This window comes from Acinetobacter sp. V91_7 (assembly GCF_031799075.1).
In the GTDB taxonomy this organism is placed as follows: Bacteria; Pseudomonadota; Gammaproteobacteria; order Pseudomonadales; family Moraxellaceae; genus Acinetobacter; species Acinetobacter calcoaceticus.
Window position 1 is genome coordinate 130,754 of sequence record NZ_JAVQNT010000043.1, and the last position, 21,333, is coordinate 152,086.

At 33.0% G+C, this 21,333-nt stretch carries 18 protein-coding genes; 10 read left to right on the forward strand and 8 right to left on the reverse strand.

Going from position 1 to position 21,333, the window contains the following annotated elements:
• Positions 1 to 227: 227 nt before the first annotated feature.
• The 4 genes from RMB03_RS15540 to RMB03_RS15555 all read left to right on the forward strand — a co-directional run bounded on the left by RMB03_RS15540 (position 228) and on the right by RMB03_RS15555 (position 4,369).
• Positions 228 to 761 (forward strand): 2,4'-dihydroxyacetophenone dioxygenase family protein, encoded by a 534-nt coding sequence (locus tag RMB03_RS15540; protein WP_311076845.1) that lies wholly within the window; start codon positions 228 to 230, stop codon positions 759 to 761.
• Positions 762 to 785: 24 nt separating this feature from the next.
• Positions 786 to 2,024 carry an MFS transporter gene (locus tag RMB03_RS15545; protein WP_311076846.1) on the forward strand — a complete coding sequence of 413 codons (1,239 nt, stop codon included), beginning with the start codon at positions 786 to 788 and terminating at the stop codon, positions 2,022 to 2,024.
• 28 nt (positions 2,025 to 2,052) lie between these two features.
• Positions 2,053 to 3,123 carry a 2,3-butanediol dehydrogenase gene (locus tag RMB03_RS15550; RefSeq protein WP_311076847.1) on the forward strand — a complete coding sequence of 357 codons (1,071 nt, stop codon included), beginning with the start codon at positions 2,053 to 2,055 and terminating at the stop codon, positions 3,121 to 3,123.
• A gap of 691 nt (positions 3,124 to 3,814) precedes the next feature.
• A complete protein-coding gene (locus tag RMB03_RS15555; protein ID WP_311076848.1) occupies positions 3,815 to 4,369 on the forward strand; it encodes a TetR/AcrR family transcriptional regulator in 555 nt (184 codons plus the stop codon).
• Positions 4,370 to 5,265: 896 nt separating this feature from the next.
• Here RMB03_RS15555 and RMB03_RS15560 read toward each other — a convergent pair.
• The 5 genes from RMB03_RS15560 to RMB03_RS15580 all read right to left on the reverse strand — a co-directional run bounded on the left by RMB03_RS15560 (position 5,266) and on the right by RMB03_RS15580 (position 13,056).
• A complete protein-coding gene (locus RMB03_RS15560; protein ID WP_311076849.1) occupies positions 5,266 to 6,705 on the reverse strand; it encodes a hypothetical protein in 1,440 nt (479 codons plus the stop codon).
• A 9-nt stretch (positions 6,706 to 6,714) separates the two neighbouring features.
• Positions 6,715 to 7,707, reverse strand: coding sequence for an ATP-binding protein (locus RMB03_RS15565; protein ID WP_151766602.1), 993 nt, complete (start codon positions 7,705 to 7,707; stop codon positions 6,715 to 6,717).
• Between the two features lie 28 nt (positions 7,708 to 7,735).
• Positions 7,736 to 9,751, reverse strand: a complete 2,016-nt coding sequence (locus RMB03_RS15570) for a hypothetical protein (RefSeq protein WP_311076850.1) — start codon at positions 9,749 to 9,751, stop codon at positions 7,736 to 7,738.
• 177 nt (positions 9,752 to 9,928) lie between these two features.
• A complete protein-coding gene (locus tag RMB03_RS15575) occupies positions 9,929 to 11,455 on the reverse strand; it encodes a hypothetical protein (RefSeq protein WP_151766628.1) in 1,527 nt (508 codons plus the stop codon).
• The gene (locus RMB03_RS15580) at positions 11,443 to 13,056 is read right to left on the reverse strand and encodes a VPA1262 family N-terminal domain-containing protein (protein ID WP_151766627.1); all 1,614 of its coding nucleotides are present in this window, start codon (positions 13,054 to 13,056) and stop codon (positions 11,443 to 11,445) included. The genes RMB03_RS15575 and RMB03_RS15580 overlap by 13 nt, the downstream gene beginning before the upstream one ends.
• A 319-nt stretch (positions 13,057 to 13,375) precedes the next feature.
• Here RMB03_RS15580 and RMB03_RS15585 point away from each other — a divergent pair, with 319 nt between their 5' ends.
• The gene (locus RMB03_RS15585; protein ID WP_311076851.1) at positions 13,376 to 14,410 is read left to right on the forward strand and encodes a CHAT domain-containing protein; all 1,035 of its coding nucleotides are present in this window, start codon (positions 13,376 to 13,378) and stop codon (positions 14,408 to 14,410) included.
• Positions 14,411 to 14,464: 54 nt separating this feature from the next.
• Here the strand turns inward: RMB03_RS15585 and RMB03_RS15590 are convergent, their stop codons facing one another.
• Complete coding sequence (locus RMB03_RS15590; RefSeq protein ID WP_151766625.1) at positions 14,465 to 15,472, reverse strand: DNA-binding protein; 1,008 nt, start codon at positions 15,470 to 15,472, stop codon at positions 14,465 to 14,467.
• A 222-nt stretch (positions 15,473 to 15,694) separates the two neighbouring features.
• Between RMB03_RS15590 and RMB03_RS15595 the strand changes: the two genes are divergently transcribed.
• From RMB03_RS15595 to RMB03_RS15605, 3 genes are all read left to right on the forward strand, one after another.
• Positions 15,695 to 16,624 carry a site-specific integrase gene (locus tag RMB03_RS15595; RefSeq protein WP_151766624.1) on the forward strand — a complete coding sequence of 310 codons (930 nt, stop codon included), beginning with the start codon at positions 15,695 to 15,697 and terminating at the stop codon, positions 16,622 to 16,624.
• 152 nt (positions 16,625 to 16,776) lie between these two features.
• The gene (locus RMB03_RS15600) at positions 16,777 to 18,426 is read left to right on the forward strand and encodes an RNA-directed DNA polymerase (RefSeq protein WP_311076852.1); all 1,650 of its coding nucleotides are present in this window, start codon (positions 16,777 to 16,779) and stop codon (positions 18,424 to 18,426) included.
• Positions 18,416 to 19,135 (forward strand): hypothetical protein, encoded by a 720-nt coding sequence (locus tag RMB03_RS15605; RefSeq protein WP_151766622.1) that lies wholly within the window; start codon positions 18,416 to 18,418, stop codon positions 19,133 to 19,135. The genes RMB03_RS15600 and RMB03_RS15605 overlap by 11 nt, the downstream gene beginning before the upstream one ends.
• Before the next feature lie 62 nt (positions 19,136 to 19,197).
• Here the strand turns inward: RMB03_RS15605 and RMB03_RS15610 are convergent, their stop codons facing one another.
• A complete protein-coding gene (locus RMB03_RS15610) occupies positions 19,198 to 19,911 on the reverse strand; it encodes a metallophosphoesterase (RefSeq protein WP_311076853.1) in 714 nt (237 codons plus the stop codon).
• Positions 19,912 to 19,967: 56 nt separating this feature from the next.
• Complete coding sequence (locus RMB03_RS15615) at positions 19,968 to 20,207, reverse strand: helix-turn-helix transcriptional regulator (RefSeq protein WP_151766620.1); 240 nt, start codon at positions 20,205 to 20,207, stop codon at positions 19,968 to 19,970.
• A gap of 68 nt (positions 20,208 to 20,275) precedes the next feature.
• On the opposite strand from RMB03_RS15615, the gene RMB03_RS15620 reads away from it, so the two are divergent.
• The gene (locus RMB03_RS15620; protein WP_252514180.1) at positions 20,276 to 20,761 is read left to right on the forward strand and encodes a hypothetical protein; all 486 of its coding nucleotides are present in this window, start codon (positions 20,276 to 20,278) and stop codon (positions 20,759 to 20,761) included.
• A 49-nt stretch (positions 20,762 to 20,810) separates the two neighbouring features.
• The gene (locus tag RMB03_RS15625) at positions 20,811 to 21,332 is read left to right on the forward strand and encodes a hypothetical protein (protein ID WP_151766618.1); all 522 of its coding nucleotides are present in this window, start codon (positions 20,811 to 20,813) and stop codon (positions 21,330 to 21,332) included.
• Position 21,333 lies beyond the last annotated feature (1 nt).

A 21,333-nucleotide genomic window follows, 5' to 3' on the forward strand; every position in this document is an offset into this window, starting at 1 on the left:
TTTTCATAAAACTTACTGTTATAACTATACGCATAAAGCGTTTAAAACAACCCTTTTTAATTGAAATTGACCATTTCAATACTTAAAAAATAACGACCTCATCAAGTCAGACAAATACTAAATAATGATGTCCTGCTGAATCAAAAAATACGTCCAGCTTAGATAAGCCAGCCTAGCATTGTTTCGCTAAAGTGATTTCCACGATATCAAAATTAAGGAGATATATCGTGGTTGACAAAGCGAAGGATGAATTTTGGCAAGATATTTCACCTATTCTTAATCCGTTAAAACCAGATGCGTTGCCTGAGGTTTACATTGCCGATGCAGCATCAGAGGATGAACGTCTTTATGTACCTTTTACCGATACCGTATCATCGCGTCCGCTATGGATTTCACCTTCACAAAATAAATGGTGCGATATTCTCATGGCCAAAAGTGCTGGTCTGGTTAACCGACACTACCATCCTCACGAAGTTTTTGCCTATACCATCTCTGGGAAATGGGGCTATCTGGAACATGACTGGACAGCAACAAAAGGGGACTTTGTTTATGAAACACCGGGGGAAGGACATACGCTCGTCGCTTTTGACCATCCTGAACCTATGCGTGCATTTTTCATTGTAAAAGGGCCACTGATTTGGTTGGACGAACAAGGCAATCCCGATGGATATTTCGACGTGCATTCATACATCGAGATGTGCAAAGCACATTATGAAAAAGTCGGCCTCGGCGCGGAGATGATTGAAAAACTTTATCGTTGATCTACAGCTGCAAAGGAATATGCAATGTATACATCTCATCGGTCCTTGTTGACCTACGAAAATCGGTTATTGCTGATTTTGTGTGTGACTTCTGGTTTTGTGTTTTTTGACCGTTTGGCCTTATCGTTTTTATTTCCTTTTATATCCGATGAGTTACATCTAAGTGAAATGCAGCTCGGCCTAATGTCTTCTGCACTGTCGTTGACATGGGCATTATCGGGTGCACTGTCAGGCGCGTGGTCCGATGCTCGAGGTATACGTAAACCCATTCTTTTGCTCGCGGTACTTGGCTTTTCAGTATGTGCGGCTGCTTCAAGTTGGGTGGTCGGGTTCATGAGTTTACTCATACTTCGTACCTTAATGGGGTTATTCGAAGGACCTGTTTTACCAATGGCACAGTCCTTAATGGTCGACAGTTCTACACCTGAACGCCGTGGACTGAATATGGGACTGTTACAAGGTTCATCTCCGGGTCTCATTGGCGGTGTGATTGGGCCACCCGTGGTGATCGGTATTGCGACTCACTATGGATGGCGCGATGCATTTTATGTTTCATGTATCGCAGGCTTAGTTCTAGCCTTATGCATATGGCTTTGGGTAAAAGAAAAGCCGAGTCAGGTACAACCTGCACAAACACAGCAAAACTCTCATGTAAGCAGATGGACTCTACTACGTGAACGGAACATTTTGTTATGTGTGCTGATCGGTTGCTGTTTTCTCACGTGGTTTGTGGTGATTATTTCATTTGCACCAACATTTTTAATGAAATATCGACACTTTTCTGCAACGGACATGACCATTGTTATGACTTGTCTAGGTGCAGCGTGGGTGTTTTGGGGATTCGTGGTTCCCGGTCTATCAGACCGTATGGGACGTAAGACAGCTCTGCTGATCTTTTCCCCAATTGCTGCTTTATGCCCAATTGCCATGATCTACGGCACATCTGTCATGAGCCTAGGACTATTCGTGTTCTTAACGTATACGGGGCTTGGTTGTTTCACGTTATTTATGTCGACCATTCCCGCTGAAACCGTGCCACGCCATTCAATTGCAAGTGCACTGGGACTGATTATGGGAACAAGTGAACTGGTAGGTGGCTTTTTTGCCCCGATCGTCGCAGGTCTTGCAGCTGATTATTATGGGTTGGCAATTGCCATGTGGATGGCTGCTGTCGCCGCTATGATGGCAGGCCTTTTCTCAGCTGGACTTAAAGAGACCGCACCGATCCTACTAAAAAAGCAAACCGACAACGTAATTTCATAAATACAAACTGATGATGACGGAGAAAAATATGATGCGCGCGCTTAAATGGCATGCTGCCCATGATATTCGTTTAGAAAAAATTGAAGTACCAACACCCAAAGATAACGAAGTCGTTGTTTCGGTTGCCTATTGCGGCATTTGTGGCAGTGACTTACATGAGTATGACAGTGGTCCACATGCGATTCCGATCGAAGTACCTCATAAACTGTCAGGTACGGTCGCACCCATCGTCATAGGACATGAGTTTTGCGGCACAGTGGTTAAGGTTGGAAGCTCTGTAAGAAACTTCAAAGCCGGCGACCGTGTTTCGGTAGAACCAGAATACCGCTGTCAACAATGTGCATATTGTGAAACTGGCTCATACAACTTATGTGTATCAATGGGTTTTGCTGGATTAATGGGAGACGGCGGCATGGCTGAGTTTGCCGTTATTCCATCTTATATGTTGCACCATTTACCTGATACGGTGAGTTTTGAACAAGCTGCGACATTTGAGCCAGCCGCAGTAGCACTACATGCCTTACGCCGTGCCGAACTCAAGCTTGGTGACACATGTGCCGTATTTGGTTTAGGGCCAATTGGACTGTTATTGGTTGCACTCGCAAAGTTACAAGGAGCCACCACCATCGTTGCGGTCGATGTTTCAGAAGAACGCTTAAACTCTGCGAAACAAGCTGGCGCAACGCATGTATTCAATGGTCGAGAGTTTGATAGTCATGAATTGGTTCAAGCCATTCAAGCTGAAACAAACGGGTTAGGGGTAGATGCTAGCTTTGAAGCTGCTGGCTTAAACGCCACTTTGGAAAATGGATTACAGGCCCTGCGTAAAGGAGGGAAATTGGTCATGGTGGGCCTCATGCCTGAAGCTAAATTTAATTCGTTTGATATGGTCAATAATGAGTTGTCTCTCATCGCGAGTGTGGGCTATCGACATGTGTATGAAGAGCTTATTCAACTGGTTGCAAATAAAATGTTTGATCCGTCATTCATTGTGACTAAAGTTGTTCCGCTGGAGCGCGCAGTAAAAGACGGTTTTGATGCGCTACTTGAAGATAGATCCCAAATCAAAATTTTGGTCGCACCAAACTTGAGCGCCTAGAAAAATGAGTAGGCATTTTTCACACACCTTTCAAAAGAAAAATGCCTGCCCAACTCTAAAAATAACTGAATACTTCTATATAAACAGGCTAAATTTCTACACATATCTTTTTATAAACCTCAAATTAACAATAATTAGATAATTATTTATCCTTACTTTTTAATGGTCTATTTTAAAAACAAATGTCATTTTGTGTGCTTGACGACAAGAGATTTGGACACTATCCTTTGCCTGCTGGCCACATTGCCAGTCGGTTTTAGCAGACCGCATAATAACTCCCGCATCAGAGCTTTTCCTTCTGAGGAATAACCTTGTGTGGTGAACTACTCGTTCCCTCCCGTAGCGGTAGGACGGGAGAGGGACACCTTCGGGTGTGCTAGTTTGAGTTATTACTAGTCTGCTAACCCTCTTTCGTTCTGCCACCATAAATCTTATGCTCTGGCAGAACTCCATATATAAGGAGTTGGCTTTGTACATTCATCATTTCTTGGCAGCCATTGCCAAAAGCTATAACAACACAGCTTAAAACATTTAACGCAGCTTGATCGCCGTAAGGCTTTTCAGGCTTTAGCTCGTTATTACTTAAAACTTAGACAATTAAAACTTGAGATGTGCTGTGCACAGTCTTTACGGCTTTGCTATGCCTTTTTTATCTCATTCATATACAACAATAATTTGACACGGTAAAACTATGCCACATTCAGATCTTCCATTTCGTGCTTTAAGCGTGCTTCATTCTGCAAGATATCTTTTTAATAAATACGGTTTTCACAATGTCGGTGTAGACCAAATTATTGAGTCGGCAAACATCCCTAAAGCCACCTTTTATAACTACTTTCACTCAAAAGAACGTCTTATTGAAATGAGCTTAACTTTTCAAAAAGATGGCCTTAAATATGAGGTCATTTCAATTATCCATGTTCAAAAAGAATTAACATTAGTTGAAAAACTCCGCAAAATATATTACTTACACGCCGACTTAGATAGGCTTTACCATTTGCCGTTCAAAGCGATTTTTGAAATTGCGAAAACGCATCCAAAGGCATATCAGGTGGTAGTTGACTATCGGAACTGGCTGATTAATGAAATCTATAATTTGCTTTTAAAAAGCAATGAAAATGCTTCAGAACAAGATGCACACATGTTTTTGTTTGTGATTGATGGCGCAGTGGTTCAGCTTTTAGACCCGAACAAACCAGATGAACGGAAGGGATTGCTTGAGTATTTTTTATTACAGTTAGTGTGAGTTGTACTGTGCTGATGGAAATCTAAAGAATAGCTATGCACATAAATTATATAAGTTTTTAAAAGAATGTATAGCTGTATTTTAATTTTTTAATTAAATTTCAATAAGATATATGGTTGTCACAATATTGAATAAGAGCTTTTGCAGGCTAAGTATTTTTCTGGTTTTAGTCCCAAATGCCATTTTCGAGACATAAATGTTTAAAAGGCTATTTAGAAAAGGAAATCTATATAGCAGCCAGTAGTAGTCGCAAAATACAGCTCGTAAAGGTGATGTGCAGTTCACAAGGGTAAATATAAAAATGTAATGACAACTTATAGGAAGCTGTGTAGAGAATTATTCTGGCTAAGATTAGAAATAGGGTTAAGCCAGTTTAAGTAATTAAGAGTGCCACGGCTTAGTAAGTTGCTTGAGCAACAGATGCAGTCGAGCAAGCTTTTAATAATTCAGTGTAATGAAGCATAAACGGCGTAGTAACAACGTAGAGTAGCCAGAGCTTTATATATGGTAGGTTTCCAAATCTTTTATTTAACATAATATACATTATACGAACATTCGTATAATTCTCTATTAAGCCTTTGATTTTATTGCGTTTTCCGTACATTTAACTCAACTTGTTACCATGTTTAACTCAACTTGTTACCTATGAAAATTAAATCTCAAATATTTCAGAAGCTTACTGTATTTTATGAATTTGAGCGAAAATGCAGTTTTTTTTAAAAAAATTTTTTAAAAATTAACTCAACTTGTTACTTCTTGAGTTTAAAATTAACTCAACTTGTTACTTACGTTAGAAAAATATAAATTAATTCAATATTTTGTTATTAGTTAACTAATATGGGAGAATTTAATTCTAGTATTAAAAACTAACTCAACTTGTTACTTCTTTCTTAGAATTACTTATTTACTCCTTCTATGCTCATTACCTCACATGAATTATCACTGTTAAATTTTAAATATATCTGTGACATGGCGAAATCCATAAAGTTTGAGCTTTGGAATTTACCTTTTTGATTCTTAGGACTAGTCATCATCTGTAACCACTGAGTTAAAGAATAAAAATAACATTCGGCCATCCCCATAAGGATGTGATCAAAAAAATGTATAATTTCTTTTTCCCATGAAAATTGAATAGTATTAAATGAATATAAATTATCATTGTCTTTATCATAAAAAGCTAAATTGTTATCAATAAGCTTTATACATGTTTCATTGCAAAGTTTTATTAGCTCTCTATAATATGATAAATCTTTTAATTCTGGATTAAGCCATGTTGTTTTAGAATTTTGAATTGCATATTCAAAAATACATGGTTGATATATACTATTATAGTGAATTAGATCATTCTTTAATAAAAACCAATTTGAATAACTATTATCATTACTCCATAAACATCTTTTTTCCTGATGTATTTTTTCAATATTAATTATTTGATCAAGAATAAATTGATAAAGTTTTTTGTTTGTTAAAAAACTAATTTTTTGTAAGTTAAACAGATACAATACAATAATATTTTTAATTTTTATTCCATTGAAAGTTAATCTTAAATCATTTTTAAAATTAAATATTTTTCTATTCACTTTGAATGTATTATTTGAATGAGGCATCCAGTCACGTATATTTATTGGAATCTCATGTAAATTATTTAAAATATTCAAAATAAAACCAAAATAATCTACAGGATATCTAAATGGACTTACTCCTAATTCCAATTTAATAGTTTCATATTGGGAATATACTTTTTTACAATTATAAAACCAATTCTCAATACTGTAAATATTTGATAAATCTAAATTATTGCTTTTATTAAATGGCCAGCCCTTACAATTATCTATAAATAGTTTAGTAAGAGTAAGGATTTTGATAGAAAAATAGGTAAAAGGTTTCGCGTTATCATGGAGTTCATATAAGTTTATTTGGCAAAGTTTAATATTATGAATTGGGCATACTTTAAGCCAAAAGCAATTGTGTATTTTGCAATGATACCCACTTTTAATACATTTAGGACAATAGCTTAAAGTTTTAAAATGGTCTACCTCAAATCGTAGTAACCTATTTATAGGCGTACAGTTATATAAGTAACTATTTGTAAATATAGATGAAATAGTATCTAATGGTTCATGGAAAATTTCTGAAATTTTTAGTAATGATTCTACTTTTATATTATCATATTTTAAATAATTCCCTATTAAATCATATAGATTATCATAAAAATTAGCTGGTTTAATATGATTTAAAAAGCAATATTTTGCTGCAAAACTCTCTATAGTTTCACTTAATAACGCAGAGTTTTTTTTCCAATTTATACCTGGTTGATTTTTATATTTATTAACCATATATTGTACCTATGCAGGATTAACAATCATTTTCATATGTTTTGAAAAACCTGTTGATGCAATAACTTCTATCCAATAATTTGGATCCTCAATATGATCCCAACTATCCGCATCAAGTAAATTACGTAATACTTTTTCAATTGTTAATGCAATATGTTGCATTGGAATTTCAAGGGAAATTTTAGTCCGTTTTCTTACATCTAACTCTACAGGAAATAGAGATTCAAAAGCTCCCCATATGATAGCTGTATGATTACTTAGTCTTTTGCCCTCTTTATAAAAATTTGGTGCAAAATACTGGAAGTACGTTATGTTACTATTTTCTGGCCATTCAGAATCTTCTTCATAACCCTGAAGGATATAATGTAATTCTTTCATACGCTTTATTCCATCAAATCTCATATCAACCGCGAAAAATCTAGCAGCAATGTGAGGATTGCCTGTACGAGCTAGATAATTGGGTTGAAATAAAATACTATGACTAGCTATGCTAAAAATACTTAAACGAATACCTTCGTTATCTAAATTATTTTGTAGGCCTAAAAGCCATTTCCATTCTTTTAACGTTACTTCGTGTGCTTCATCTATTACAAGTACAACATAGTTACATTCTGAAAAATCTGCAATTGTTTTAATTCTTTTCTCAAATAAACTTCTGGCGACTACTTTAGTTTTAGGCTTAATCGGATCCGATAATTCATATTTTGATGCTTCTAATAATTGATTCCAAAATTCTCCCTCGCTCATAACTGAATCTTTTCTTATCCAGATAATTAGTGGAATATAACAATTATAGCGTTGTTCCAACTCATGTCTTAAAAACCATTTTAATGTTCTAGATTTACCAAATCTTGATGGGCCGTATATATACCCTCCACTTACACGTTGATCTATCCAATCTCCTATAGTTTTAATCATATGTTCCATAGGTGGAGTGAAAATTGCATACTCTTGCGTAATGATTGGATGAGATCTTGAAAAGCTATTTATTTGATTTTTCATAATTATTCATCCATGTTATTAATTTAAATTATTGACGTACTTTACGTCGTTTTGGTAGGTCTTCTAAATAGATATCTTCTTCAATAGGTATTTGTTTAGCTTCGCTTATTTCATTTCTTTTATTTTTAATCGTCTTAGATTTAGAATTTTTTTGCTTGTAATTATCTTTTGCTCTTTCGAGTATCGACTCACCAATCTGCTCTTCAGCATTTTCGATAAGTATGCGTCTAGCTTCCAGATAGGCAGGATGAATAGGAAGCTTTGTATTTGTCTCACAATAATTTAAAAAAGTACTTATAGCATCATTATTATTACTGAAATCCAGAATTTTTTTATATTTCGCAGTATTTATTATTTTCCTGACATAAAGACTATGAGGCAATTTGTCCCAAGGTGGTCCTACTCTTAAGATGCCTAATGAATCCCCCTGTAATGTTGAGCTTAATGCAATTCTTGAGTCGTTCTCAATATGGTTTATTACCCAAATATACTTTCCGACAAGATCATACCTTTGTCGTAAAATTTCATTCGTGTATCTTGCTCCCGCAAAATGAACAAAAGGCGCCCTTCCTTTTTTTATATCTCCATTCACTTTACATTTTTTTCTATAACTTAATATGTTTTGTATTTTTAACGAGGATACATAACGTAAGTTGTTTAAATTTTTTTCTGCCATCTTTTCGAGAAATTCTAGTGGCGTTTGATAATTTAAACCCGTATGTGGTGTCGCATTATAATTTGCGATAATTACATCAATCAGTTCTTCAGCATATTCAACCTGGAATTGACCTTGAAGAGCAATTTCTTCAGGATTTCGACCTACTATACTTTGGTGATCCTTACCAGTTGTATTATTTAATCTTTGAAATCCATTTGCCGCCAACTGCTTAAAAAATGATTCTATGTATGGTCTATCATCTTTACTATTTCTTTTAGTGTAATTCTGCAGACTACTTTTAGGAGAAATTAATTTTGACTCAACTACTTCATTTAAGACTTTCTCTATGAGATGGCTATTTTCTGCCATTGCACCATCTACACAAGTTTCATCCCAGCCTACTCCCACAAATTTTTCTGATATTGATGAAGGAAATCCTGCCTTTTCTTTATAGCTCATTCCTATTAAAGATATTTTTTTTGGAATCCAAACTGATAGAGATTTTCTGATTGCTTTAAGTGTATCCTCTTGCGTTACTTCTTTATTGTATGAAATATGATAGCCTAATACAGCTCGACTAAAGACATCTATTAGAACGATTACCCAAATTCTATGGATAATTGTGGGAATATTATTACCATATAAATCGGGAATTAAAATACAAAATCTTCCATCTATCTTATGGGCATCCATCTCTACCCTATTGAACGGATATGTAACTGGCCTATTAACCCCATCCCCTGCTATTATTTTTCTAAAACTATCTTCACTATTGATTTTTATTGTTTTTTCTGGATTTTCTAAACGTATCTTATTAATATATTTAATAATAGTTATATATCCTTTATATTGTGTATTGAATGGCCATTCATTTCTAACTTCAAAGCCTAATAATTTAAATTCAGTGAGTAGCCATTTCCATAAATCCTTCTTATTTATATTTAAGCTAGTAATTCTTTTTTTTGATGGTGATTTAAGAATTCTACTATCAAATTTTTCTTTTAGAGTAGGGTTATTTTCAAAAATAAAGTTTAATATCCCACTATAATCATTACTATTATCCGTAAACTGCTTAATTCTAGTATATTTTTTTAAATTTATATTTGGAATTAGGCCTCGCCAACCATAAATTTTTCCATCAGGATGTATTTGGATACACCTTTCTGTTATAAGTCTATAAATTTGTTTCTTACTTAGACCTATTTCATCTCTAAATTTCTCATCTGAAGCCCCAGCAACATATAAATAAACACCTTTTTTTCTTAAGTTATAGATTTTCTTAGTTTTTTCGGTCAGGCTCATTTCATCAAAAGTTGGCCATAACTCAATATCATTTTCTTTAATTTTTTTTCTATTTGGGACTAAACTAATTTTAAGATTATTCATATTTATACCCCATAAGGAATGTAAATAGTACTGATATTTAAGATACTACTTGCAAGTTTCTGTTATTGTTGTTTTTATGAAAAAACTATCAAAATATATTTAAAATTTAGTGTTTTTTATTAATGAGCATTCTTTTTAAGATGCTGTTTTTAATATAGATATTTTACATTATTTGTTTTATGGCTTCAAATGATCTAAATCAAAAGCAATTTTATATCTGTCATCAACCTGAAAACGAGTAGATAAATATACCCTCTTAGATTGCATTATCCAAGGTCCTTGCTCTCCCTCAATAATTTCAATTGCATGACTAACAGTTTGTAATTTCGACAATAGATTGTAAAACTGTGTCTTAATCTCACTTTCTGAAGCATACCAATTTTTAGTAAAAATACTGTCGACATCTCTTAGAATACTTTTGACTACTTGTTCTCTGCCAGTTTGATCTTGGCATTCAATAAAATATCCTACTATTGCATAATCTAGATTAGTCAAGTTTATTGAATATAAATGATAATGGTCTTCTGCTTGTCCAAAATTCCAATTTAACCACTTCCTATAACACTTGCTCCAGAAAATTTCTCTGATAGCAATGTCAGCTAATGTTGCAAACTTTTGAAATGTCGTGTTTAAGATTCTTCTTGAGTCGTCATAGCCATTTTGCAGGTTTATAGCATCCAACTTTATTGATTCTAAATAAAGATCAATCTCTCTTTCAGAAGCATACTTAGCCAAATAAATTCCAAATCCTTCTGCTAGAATTTGAAATCTAACTAAGTAACGATTGAATATGATTAACCAAAGGCTAAGCTGATTAAGATTACCACTCATTTTTTGCAAAGCCCGTGCAAAAAAGTCAGCTTCTTTATCTGTTAAATTATTATATTGACTGTTGTTGAGTTCCAAGGCAAATAGCAAAGAAAATCTAAAAAGCTCATTTGTGGTATCACATGCTAGTTTAAATCGTTGCAGTAAAGAAAAATCATGCTCTCTACAAATAAGCATAAGACTAAAGAAATCCTCATATTTCTCAATAGCTAATAATAAACTTCCTTGTGAATATTTTAATAAATATAAAAATATCTGATATTGAAAAATATTGGCTCTACCAAATTTTGGAGAGCGTCCCCATAGATGCCAATTATTAGCCATATATAACCAATCTCTTTCCTTTATTGCGGCCATATATGGTTGTACTGCTTCTTTTTCCCAAATTGGTACATGCTGGTGTTGAGGAATTACAATATCATAATGAAAGCGACCAAACCTTCCCTCTAAAAACTCATTTAACTGTGAATTATTTATTAAATCTGGTGGTATTAATTCCCATAAATTTTCAGATAGCATGTCAGAGATTATAAAAATCAATGATAGTAATGAGACCGAACATTTAGCTTCATCCCAGCTTTTTAATTCGTTAATTAACCATTTTAATAAGCCTTTTAATATACTTTGTTCATCTTGAGTAAGAGAATTAATTAATCCCCTATATTTTTTATCATCAAAATTTTCCAAAAATAGATAGTCTTGTAGTAACCCTTTTTCGATTTCTCTGAGTTCGTTATTGGAGTATTTAAATGGAATATCCTCTGAAATTTCCGTAATCAATTTCAAAGCTACATGAGGCGCAATAGCATGGACATTTTCTAAACCATCTGTAAACAAGGCTTTAAAAAACGTCTTATTTTTTTCTAACATTTCCATACTAGACATTCCTGATGATCTAGAGCTACCCATAACTGTTCAAATGCATCAGCAATTAAACGACCATCCGAGACTTCCTGAAAAATATGATGTGTTTTACCTAAGCTGTTTACTGAAGTTCCTAATGACCAAGCTCTTGGTCCATTTATAGTTTTAGGAAAAATTATGAATCTATCGTGGAACGACCATCCATGCTTACCTATCTTCGCTCTAAATTCTAAATTCAAACCAAATTTATTTTCACAGCTATCTTCTAACTCCTGATGGTAATCCGTTATTAAAGTTTTCTTTACTTGGCTATCGTGATTAGGAGGACTCACTAATTCTGTAATAGCTTTTAAAGCTGAATGAGCATGTGAACAATAAAATAATGTTTGCAAGATATCTTGGGGTGCTAAATAAGGATCCCACAGGTAAATTGATTCTTGACCATATATTTGTATAAGGCTTCTAAGATCATTATAGGCTTTAGCGGACTGATTGCGATTATATTGGATCAGTTTTTTTTGATTTAATAAATCGGCTTTTTCATGTTCATACAATCTTTGAGTTATCCATGTATGGCTTAGCTCCTTTGACTCATTTTTATCAGGGTTTATATTATAAGTATGGTTCCTAACAACGTTAAGCCTAATTAATTCTCTATTAGAATCATTATTTTTTATGTAAAAACCTCTAGGTTCATGTTGAATCATTGCACTATTTAAAGAAATTTCATGCATAAAAGAGCTTTCTGCAGAAGCTGCCAGTAAGATTTTTTTATCATCATCCCATAAGTAGTACCGATGTGCTCCCCTCACATGCTCCATTGGTATTATCAATTCATTGTTGATATCAACTCGACTAGAAAAAAAATCTTGGCATGTCACATCATTCAAACGAATACAATTAAAAATTAGGTTTTTATTCTCAGTTGATGCTTTTGGATGCCAAGCTATTTTTAAAGTTAATGCATTACCTTGTTTTGTATGATGCACATCTGTAATAGCTATAGAAACTGGCAATTGAATAATTAGATTTCCTAATCGGTCTGATACACTCGCTAATTTAATAGGTATAAATTTATTAATTTCCTCGGACAGTGTTTGCAATAGACCTGGCTTATCAAAGAAAAACTTAAGCTTGTCTTTACCTGTATCAAACCATTCAAAAACATGTGAACCACTCCAAAAATTATTTTTTAAAAGATTATTAAGTGGAACAGTCTCAGTTGAATCGGCTGGAACAAATATTCTTGGAATAAGTTCAAGATTCTTAGAGAAAGCCAAGATGCGTTGATTAGCTCCCCATACATTGTCTTTAGATAAGCCTGAGAGAAGATCTTTTGTATCATCAAGATTTAAAGCATATTTTACTATTCCAAAAGAATAATCTTTTACCCCTTTAATTTTTAATGGTTTTGGTGACAAAAAAGTTTCTGGTTGAAGTTCCTTCGTTTCTTCTTCTTGAGCAACAACTATAGTCAAAATATTGAAAGGTTGAGATTCCTCTTTAGATGAAGCAAATACTGTCACAACTTCAAATTGGTTATAGAATCCAATAAGGTTCGGCTCTAATAATTCAAATATGGATTCTATATAATTGGAAGCATTTTTATACATGTTTTATTTATCCTAAATCTTGTATTTATTAAACAATCGTTATCTTTTAATGTCTATAATTCCTTTCCGATTATTGTATGAAAAGGAAGTAAATTAAAAAAAATCTTCAATAACCTCTCATAATTCTTCATAACTTTCTTTCTGGTTCAAGGTGCATAATTAAATTTTGTAATTGAGATAACATCGTTCGCTATGTTTTAGCTTGCAGTATTAGCATTTGATTTTATTGTATTGATGGATAAAAAATATTTAACTTAATATATTTCAAAAGTTCTTAAATTTCAATTATATTAATTAAAAATTAGTAGGAATAAAGCTTATGTCACTTTTAGATTCTTATAGAAATAGCTTTCAAGATTATTCAAAAAAAATTTCTGCATCTCAAATAAAGAAAAGTAAAGAATCTGAGAATATTTCAAAAGAAAACTCCAGAATCCAATCATTACAACGTCAAATTAGGAATTCTAACTCGTTATCCACTGTTACATCTAAAATGAGAGAAATTGAAAGATGTAATAGTAATATTGCTAAATTTCAAGCGAATATAGCTAAGATTGAAAAAGAAATCGCTAGCTTTGAAAATAAAAAAAATGAATATTCTAAAAAAATTACAAATGAAGAAACGAAAATTTCTAAACAAAATCAACTAAAGACAGACCGAGCCAACAGAGAACAAGCAAGAGTGATGGCAAATCTTTCCAACAGTGTCCGAATTCACGATATTGAAATCAAGAAATTAAAAGAATTACCTAAAAAAATTAAAGTTTTATTTATGGCTTCTAATCCTCGAGATCAACATCAATTAAGTTTAGACATAGAAGTAAGATCTATTGAAGAGCAAATTCTAAAAGCTCAACATCGTGATTCAATTGTATTTGAATCAAAATGGGCTGTACGCCCTGGAGATATTCTTCACTACATGAATACTTGCGAACCAACTATTGTTCATTTTAGTGGGCATGGTAGTGCAAATGATGAACTAGTTCTAATGGGTAATAATGATGAAACAAGACTAGTTTCTCTGGATGCAATAGTCCAAGCAATGAGCGTAGCTAATGACAACTTAAGATTAGTTTTTTTTAATACATGTTTTTCTTATAATCAGGCATCACGTGTTACAGAACACGTTGAATGTGCAATAGGAATGATCCAAAGTATTTCAGATGAGGCTGCACAAAAATTCTCAGCTCAATTTTATTCTTCAATAAGCTTTGGTCATTCAATTCAAAAATCTTTCAATCAAGCGAAAGCTGCTTTGATGCTTGAAGGTATTGATGAAATGCACATTCCTCAACTTTATGTAAAAGATGGTTTATCTGCAGATGATATTTATTTGTTATCTGCTGACGATTAATTATACAGCTTAATTTTTATATTTCTGTTCAAAAGATAAGTTATAAAACAGAACCTATCTTTTTATTTTAGCAAGTAACTCTTGTAATTGAGCTAGCATTTTTTGCTGCATCTCAAATTTTACTTGACTTGTAATCAGTTGCTTTTCAAGCTCTTTATTATTTAACTCTAAATGATTTTTTTCTTTAATTGCTACTTTTAACTGGTTCTCTAACTTTTGTAAACTCTCATCACGACTATGTAATGATAATGATAAAGAAGCTTCGCGTTTTTTAATGTTTTCGAGTTCTGAGGCTAAATCACTAATGGTTTTATCGAAAGTTTTATGATTTTCAGTCAAAATTGATAATTGCGTTTTTAACTTTGTATTTTCTAAAGAAGTTTCATTTAACTTATCTTGTTTTGTAATAATTGTTTGTTGCAATTGTCTAGACTCGGCTTGAAGTAACTGAATCTGGTGCTCATGTCGGCGTATATCTTGTTGGCGTTGTTCTTTGACAGACTCTCTGTAGTGCTCTAAAGATTGTTGAGCATGTTTAAATTTTTCTTCTAAATTAGAAAAGTATTCTTTATGTTGTTCCAATGATTCAGTCAAACTAATAACTTGCTGTTCAAGGCGGTTTTTAGTAATGATTTCCTTATCCAGAGAGGATTTTAATGCATTGTTAATTTCGTGCTGTTCAATCACTCTTTCATTACGTTCTTGAAGCTCCATTTTTGTTTGACTTAATTCATTACGTAAAGCTTCCACATCTTCTTTGAGTTTTTCCTCATTTATCTGATTAGTCTCTATGACTTTTTCTATCTCAATATTTGCCTCAATATGAAGTTGCTCGGCTAATCTTGTTACTAAACTTTGTATAGTTTCACTAATAGAGTGATTCTGCCCAATACCCTGCTCTTCATCTTCTTCTAATTCTTTCAAATATTTATGTATTGTGCTTTTTGAACCTGTATTACCAAGTTCAATTCGAACAGCATCAACAGATGGATACTTTTTTTGAGAGATAAGTATATCTCTTGCCTGCTTAACCTTGTTTTTAGTTAAACCTGATCTAGACATGACTCATTCCTCTTTTATTAATCATACTGTATTACGTAATACATAATAACATAATAATTTTATTGGATTATCAATTGAGAATAATTTAATTTTTAATACAGGATAATAAGACATTATCCTGTATTATATTGAAATATACTGCTTTTCATGTTCAAAGCATTACATATAGTGATCCGTCTCTTTGGTAGTTTTATTTAAGTTGCTGGCTGTGGATAAATTAAAATGGATAAAATTGATTTTTACTTGCAGGCCTCAATACGTGAGAACACTCAAAAAAGTTATGCAATAGCAATTCAGCATTATGAAATTGAATGGAAAGGTTTTTTACCAGCTACAGCAGAGCAAGTTGCCCATTACTTAACCGATTACGCTGGTGTGTTGGCTATTAACACACTTAAACAAAGGTTAGCTGCTTTGTCTCAATGGCATATAGAGCAGGGTTTTCCAGATCCAACAAAGGCCCCAATTGTAAAAAAAGTTTTGAAAGGGATTAAAGCCATACATCCCGTTCAGGAAAAACAAGCTAAGCCCCTACAGCTTATACAATTAAAAGAAACTCTGGATTATCTTGATAGAAATATTGAGCAGTCTAAAACTACGGAAGATCGGACAAAACAACTTCGCTATATTCGAAATAAGTCATTATTATTATTGGGTTTTTGGCGAGGGTTTCGAGGTGATGAGCTCATACAATTAAATATAGAGCATATAGAAATTAACGCTGAGGGATTGCGTTGTTATCTTGCAAAAAATAAAGGAGATAGAAAATTAGATGGTCATTATTTTCAGGTTCCTAAATTAAACCAACTCTGCCCTACCAGAGCTTATTTAGATTGGCTTCATATAAGTGGATTGACTTCTGGAGCAGTATTTAGATCAATTAATCGCTGGGGACAAGTCTCATCTAATCCGCTTCATATTGATAGCTTGGCTCCTCTTATTCGAAGTATTTTTTCTGAAGCTGGAATTGAAGCAGCTGAACTCTATAGTGCCCATTCTTTACGTCGTGGCTTTGCTAACTGGGCAATTTCTAATGGTTGGGATTTTAAGGATCTTATGCAATATGTAGGTTGGAAAAATATTAATTCAGCCCTCAGGTATATTGATAACACTAATAATTTCAAAATGATTAATATTGAAGCTAAAGAGTAATTGTTAAAAGAACCTTATATAAAACCATTACTAGAATGTTTAAAGGTAAGTAAAATTATCAACTATTAAAATAATTATTGATTTTTATGATTTTACTATATAAAACATAATTATATATAAATAAAACCAATTTACGAATTGGAGGATAAAAATTGCTATCACCTTCTTTTGATCATTTTAAGCATGCGGCACTTGAAATTGCTACGCATGGTGATAATGATACATTACCTTTTGATATTGATACTAAATTTTGTGGCGATAAAGCTGAGGAATTAGCTCATTTGGCATCTACATTTTATGAGAAACTTAGGAAAGGACCCCAGAAAGAAAATGGCCGAAAAATAACTGCCCTCGATGTGTTTAGTGAACGATTAATTGCTCCTTCCGGACCTGCTGGTTTCAGAGTAGTAACTAAAATTCACCCTTTTTGGAATATTTACTTTAATGGCTTAGGAATCTCTATTGCAGAAACACTAGAACCATTACGATCTCCACGCACCTTCTCGTATAGGTTTATAACGAATGGAAAAGATGAGCTTTTTGACCCAGAATATACTTGGAGAAAATATAAAAAAACGACTTTAGATAAGGCTCAGTTAGCTGATGAAAATTCCGTAATTGTACAAACAGATATTTCAAGTTTTTATAATCAACTCTCACACCATCATATTGAAAACTTCATCTGTGATTTAGGTGGCGAAGGCGAAATAATAGCCAAGCAAATTAACGCTCTTCTAGGAAAGTTTTCTGCAGGACGTTCATTTGGTCTACCTGTTGGAGGCCAAGGTGCGAGAATCCTAGCAGAACTTTTCTTAAAATATATTGATGAGGCTATGACATATGCGGGTATAGATTGGTATCGCTATGTTGATGATTATGTATTAATTGCAAAATCATATGCTGAAGCCTATAAGGCACTTAGTGTACTTGCACATTCCTTATCTAATTATGGCCTCACTATAAATAAAACAAAGACAGTATTTCTGTCCGCTAAGAATTATGTTGATTATATTTCAGCTCAGTTAGGTGATCATGATGAGGAAAGTTCTAAGTTAAGAGCTATCGATCTTAAATTCGATCCTTATTCTGATAATCCACATGAAGATTATCAGATTCTTAAAGAAACTGTGGAAAGTCTTGAAATTCGCTATTTACTTAATCGTGAACTGGAGAAATCAATCCCTGATTCTTTTTTAATTACTCAAATAGGTAGAACAATGCGTCTTCAGGAGCCTGCAATTGCTCTTGAATTGGCATCAACATTGTTAAATGTACAAAATATCCATGCTTTTAGATCATCATGGTCTACAATAATGAGAGGAATATCTCACTTAAGAAGTGATAAAAACTATACTTCTATTAGTTCGGGTATTGATATTTTAATTGATAAGCTGATTCTTAATTCAGCCCATCTACTAGAAGTAGATACTAATTTACTTCACTTCTTACGTTGTCTTCGCTTTAAAAACACTCCTGAGCGATCAAAATTTATCCATAATATATATATGCAAACAAATTCAGAAACAATTAAGCGTGCTTGTATAGATTGTTGGCGTCATTGGCATGACAGGAATGCTTTTACAGATTTGCGAAATAAATGGAGCCGGCTTGATAAAAACAGCCAACGGCTATTATGGTTGGCTTCTTATAAGTTCGGAGATCAAGGCAATGGAATGAGAGCTCAACTTAAGTCAAATTCTGAAACCTCATGGTTATTAGGTATTGAAAATCCTGAATTACATGAGCTTCAATTTTCGAAAATTTTTCTAGATTGGGCATCTGGAGCTGCTGATGCAATATGATCCTAGAACAGTAGCGCGTAATATACCCGGAATTTTTGATGAAATATTTCCACAGCTTACATCTGGTTTAGTCACTCATTTTAATTCTTATACTGAAGATATTGTTGAGCCAATTCCTCTTGCACTTATAAAAAGTACGAGTCTTCAGCCAGCTATGCTTTTTGAACTAGGATTTTCTGCTGGTGAACAATTAATAGAGTTTGGGCAAATTGATTGGGAAAAATGCTTTCATTCAGCAATTCAACGACAAAAATTATTTTATGATGCTGTAACACCCAGCTATATAGCTGATGTCGATAAAAGAATAGCTGAAAAAGTTGGAGAAAATATAGCAAGTACATTGATAAAATTATCAACAGATTCTAAAAATAATATCAAACTTAGTCCCACAATACCTGGGCTTGAGTGGATATCAACTAGTCAAGGAGACTTCTCGATAGGAACCACTTTGATAGAAATAAAATGTACTAATCGGAGGTTCTCCGCGGCAGATTATCGTCAAATCTCTATATATTGGTTATTAAGTTATGCTGGGTCTCTTGAGGGTAGAATACAAGAATGGGACGATGTTATTTTATTTAATCCTAGATTAGGCTCTTTAGTTAAATTTAATTTCAATAGTTTTATAAATATTATTAGTAGTGGAAGAACTAAACTAGAAATTTTACAATTATTCATTTCAATCATTGGAACGCGAAACATTGGATAAAAGAAATTATTAATTTAATAAGTATGTATCAATAGCTTGAGATGTATTGTTGGGTGCGGTCTTTAAAATATTGTTCCTATTTCGTGAAGTATCAAATCACCACCAAAAACGACACCCGTGTCAATATAAAAACAGTTCTGAACTTGTGTAGGTTCATCTACAACCGTATGCCCTAAATAGAGTTGATCTATACCTGAAATGATTTCCATTTTTATATTATTCTGAGCAGCCCGAATTCTACTCCTACCCCACAATGCACATTGTAAAGTCGATTGGGTATTGTTTGAAAAATAATTACTTTCCAAAAGCTTTTGTTTGAATTCACTCCATTCATTTATTTGAATATCTGCATGAATAAAGCCAAATATTTTACCCTTAAAATTTATCTCTAAAGCTATTGGTAAACTTAAACATAGCTTTAATGCTTCATTATACTGTGTGTTATTAAGATCATATAACCATTGTCCTCCATGTCTACAATGAAAATTTTTCATTTCTGTGGCTATCGCACCTTCTAAACACATTTGTTCATGGTTTCCTCTTATTGCCTTAAACCATTGCTGTCTAACTAACTCTAAACATTTAAAGCTGTCTTTGCCTCGATCGACAAGGTCACCTACTGAAATAACCATGTCGTGATCAAAATCAAAATTATTTTTTTCAAGCTTATCGATAAACTCCTGATAGCATCCATGAAGATCACCTACTACAAAAATTCGGGTAATTTCAGATGCATCGTAGATTTCAATTAAGTTATCAAGAGGAAATAGATTCAAAGGACTACTAATTATTTATAGGGATAGAGATTAGTTTATAAGAAATATAAAAATTATTAAATATTTTCAATCTGTGAGGCTTCGATGAATTCGGAAAAATTAATATCAAGTGCAGTAAGCCAATCTTTTAATTCTATAAGATCAATTCTTCTGTCCAAATTTTCAATTTTAGCTACATATGATTGATGCTTTTTTAGCGATGTAGCTAATTGTACCTGAGTAACCTTTCGTTCCTCACGCATCGCAATTAAACATCTGATTAAACCAATATATCTTGGGTCATGTATTGAGCTCATAACCCGAGATGGTGTACTATTCTAAAAAATATCCCAAAATGGGATATTTGGTTTTAACTGTGGTATTTATGACGAAAGGACAAATTCTTCAAAAATTATTTGTTCGTTTTCTTGCAAAGATGAAATTTCAGAATTGTTTATTTCAAGACATTTGGAATTTATTTATAGAAAAACGTGATTATTTAAATTCAAAAGAGAACTTTGATTTCATTTATGCCTATTTCAAAGAGCTTTTAGAGGAGAATTACTTCACCATGGATATTTCAAGTATCCCTTCTAAATATACTTCTGCATATACAACGCATCAGTTAAAGAAACTTTCGCTACCTAAAGAACTTCGGTCTCCTTATGAAACAATTTATCTAAAAGCACAAAATATAAAAAATGAAATTTATAAGAACCAAATCGAAATTGAATATTTACATGAATGTTTTAAAGAATTTCCTCCTATTCGATTTCAGATTGAATTTTTGATTCAAGAAAAGCAACAGGAATTAGTCAAATTAGAGTCAAGAGTAAGTGTACTGGCAGAACTCATAGAAAATTTTAATTAAAAAGATTAGTTATTAGTTTTTGATCAAAGTATAGAAGGAGGTTTATAAATTGATGGTAATAAGAAGTTTTCATAAGTATTTCGTAATAGTTTTAGCAAGTCTACTTGCTACTCCACTTGTACATGCAATTCCATTTTCAAAAGCTGATAAGTCAGCAATTTGTTATTTGAACATTCACAATAAATCAACTCAGCCAGAGCCATGTATAGCAACATTTTCAGTCTTAAATGAAGATGAAAATACTGCTGTCATTGTTTATAGAAAACAAATTTTTCGTATGTCTAATCGTACTGTATGTGAATCCTCTCAAGCTCATACTTGTTATATAGAAAATGAGACTGTGGCTTTTGGTCGGCTTGATAAAGTCAATGATGACGAATACATGTACTTAAAAGAAGAAGATGGACTAACTTATTTTCGAAATCAATCAAGAAATAAAGTTTCTGTAGATAAACTTTTTAAGCCGATTAATGACAAATGGGCCACATGTATGAAAAGCAAATCTTATGACATCTGTATTCAGAGTAAATATTCAATAGAAAAAATTCCAAAACTGCGTAATGAATTTTAAT

Excerpts from the sequence above, each read along its gene's own strand:
- RMB03_RS15565 (WP_151766602.1), bottom strand. The coding sequence starts at position 7,707 with ATGAAAAATCAAATAAATAGCTTTTCAAGATCTCATCCAATCATTACG.
- RMB03_RS15620 (WP_252514180.1), top strand. The coding sequence starts at position 20,276 with ATGACGAAAGGACAAATTCTTCAAAAATTATTTGTTCGTTTTCTTGCA.
- RMB03_RS15550 (WP_311076847.1), top strand. The coding sequence starts at position 2,053 with ATGATGCGCGCGCTTAAATGGCATGCTGCCCATGATATTCGTTTAGAA.
- RMB03_RS15555 (WP_311076848.1), top strand. The coding sequence starts at position 3,815 with ATGCCACATTCAGATCTTCCATTTCGTGCTTTAAGCGTGCTTCATTCT.
- RMB03_RS15585 (WP_311076851.1), top strand. The coding sequence starts at position 13,376 with ATGTCACTTTTAGATTCTTATAGAAATAGCTTTCAAGATTATTCAAAA.
- RMB03_RS15590 (WP_151766625.1), bottom strand. The coding sequence starts at position 15,472 with ATGTCTAGATCAGGTTTAACTAAAAACAAGGTTAAGCAGGCAAGAGAT.
- RMB03_RS15605 (WP_151766622.1), top strand. The coding sequence starts at position 18,416 with ATGCAATATGATCCTAGAACAGTAGCGCGTAATATACCCGGAATTTTT.
- RMB03_RS15545 (WP_311076846.1), top strand. The coding sequence starts at position 786 with ATGTATACATCTCATCGGTCCTTGTTGACCTACGAAAATCGGTTATTG.
- RMB03_RS15615 (WP_151766620.1), bottom strand. The coding sequence starts at position 20,207 with ATGAGCTCAATACATGACCCAAGATATATTGGTTTAATCAGATGTTTA.
- RMB03_RS15595 (WP_151766624.1), top strand. The coding sequence starts at position 15,695 with ATGGATAAAATTGATTTTTACTTGCAGGCCTCAATACGTGAGAACACT.
- RMB03_RS15575 (WP_151766628.1), bottom strand. The coding sequence starts at position 11,455 with ATGGAAATGTTAGAAAAAAATAAGACGTTTTTTAAAGCCTTGTTTACA.
- RMB03_RS15570 (WP_311076850.1), bottom strand. The coding sequence starts at position 9,751 with ATGAATAATCTTAAAATTAGTTTAGTCCCAAATAGAAAAAAAATTAAA.
- RMB03_RS15560 (WP_311076849.1), bottom strand. The coding sequence starts at position 6,705 with ATGGTTAATAAATATAAAAATCAACCAGGTATAAATTGGAAAAAAAAC.
- RMB03_RS15580 (WP_151766627.1), bottom strand. The coding sequence starts at position 13,056 with ATGTATAAAAATGCTTCCAATTATATAGAATCCATATTTGAATTATTA.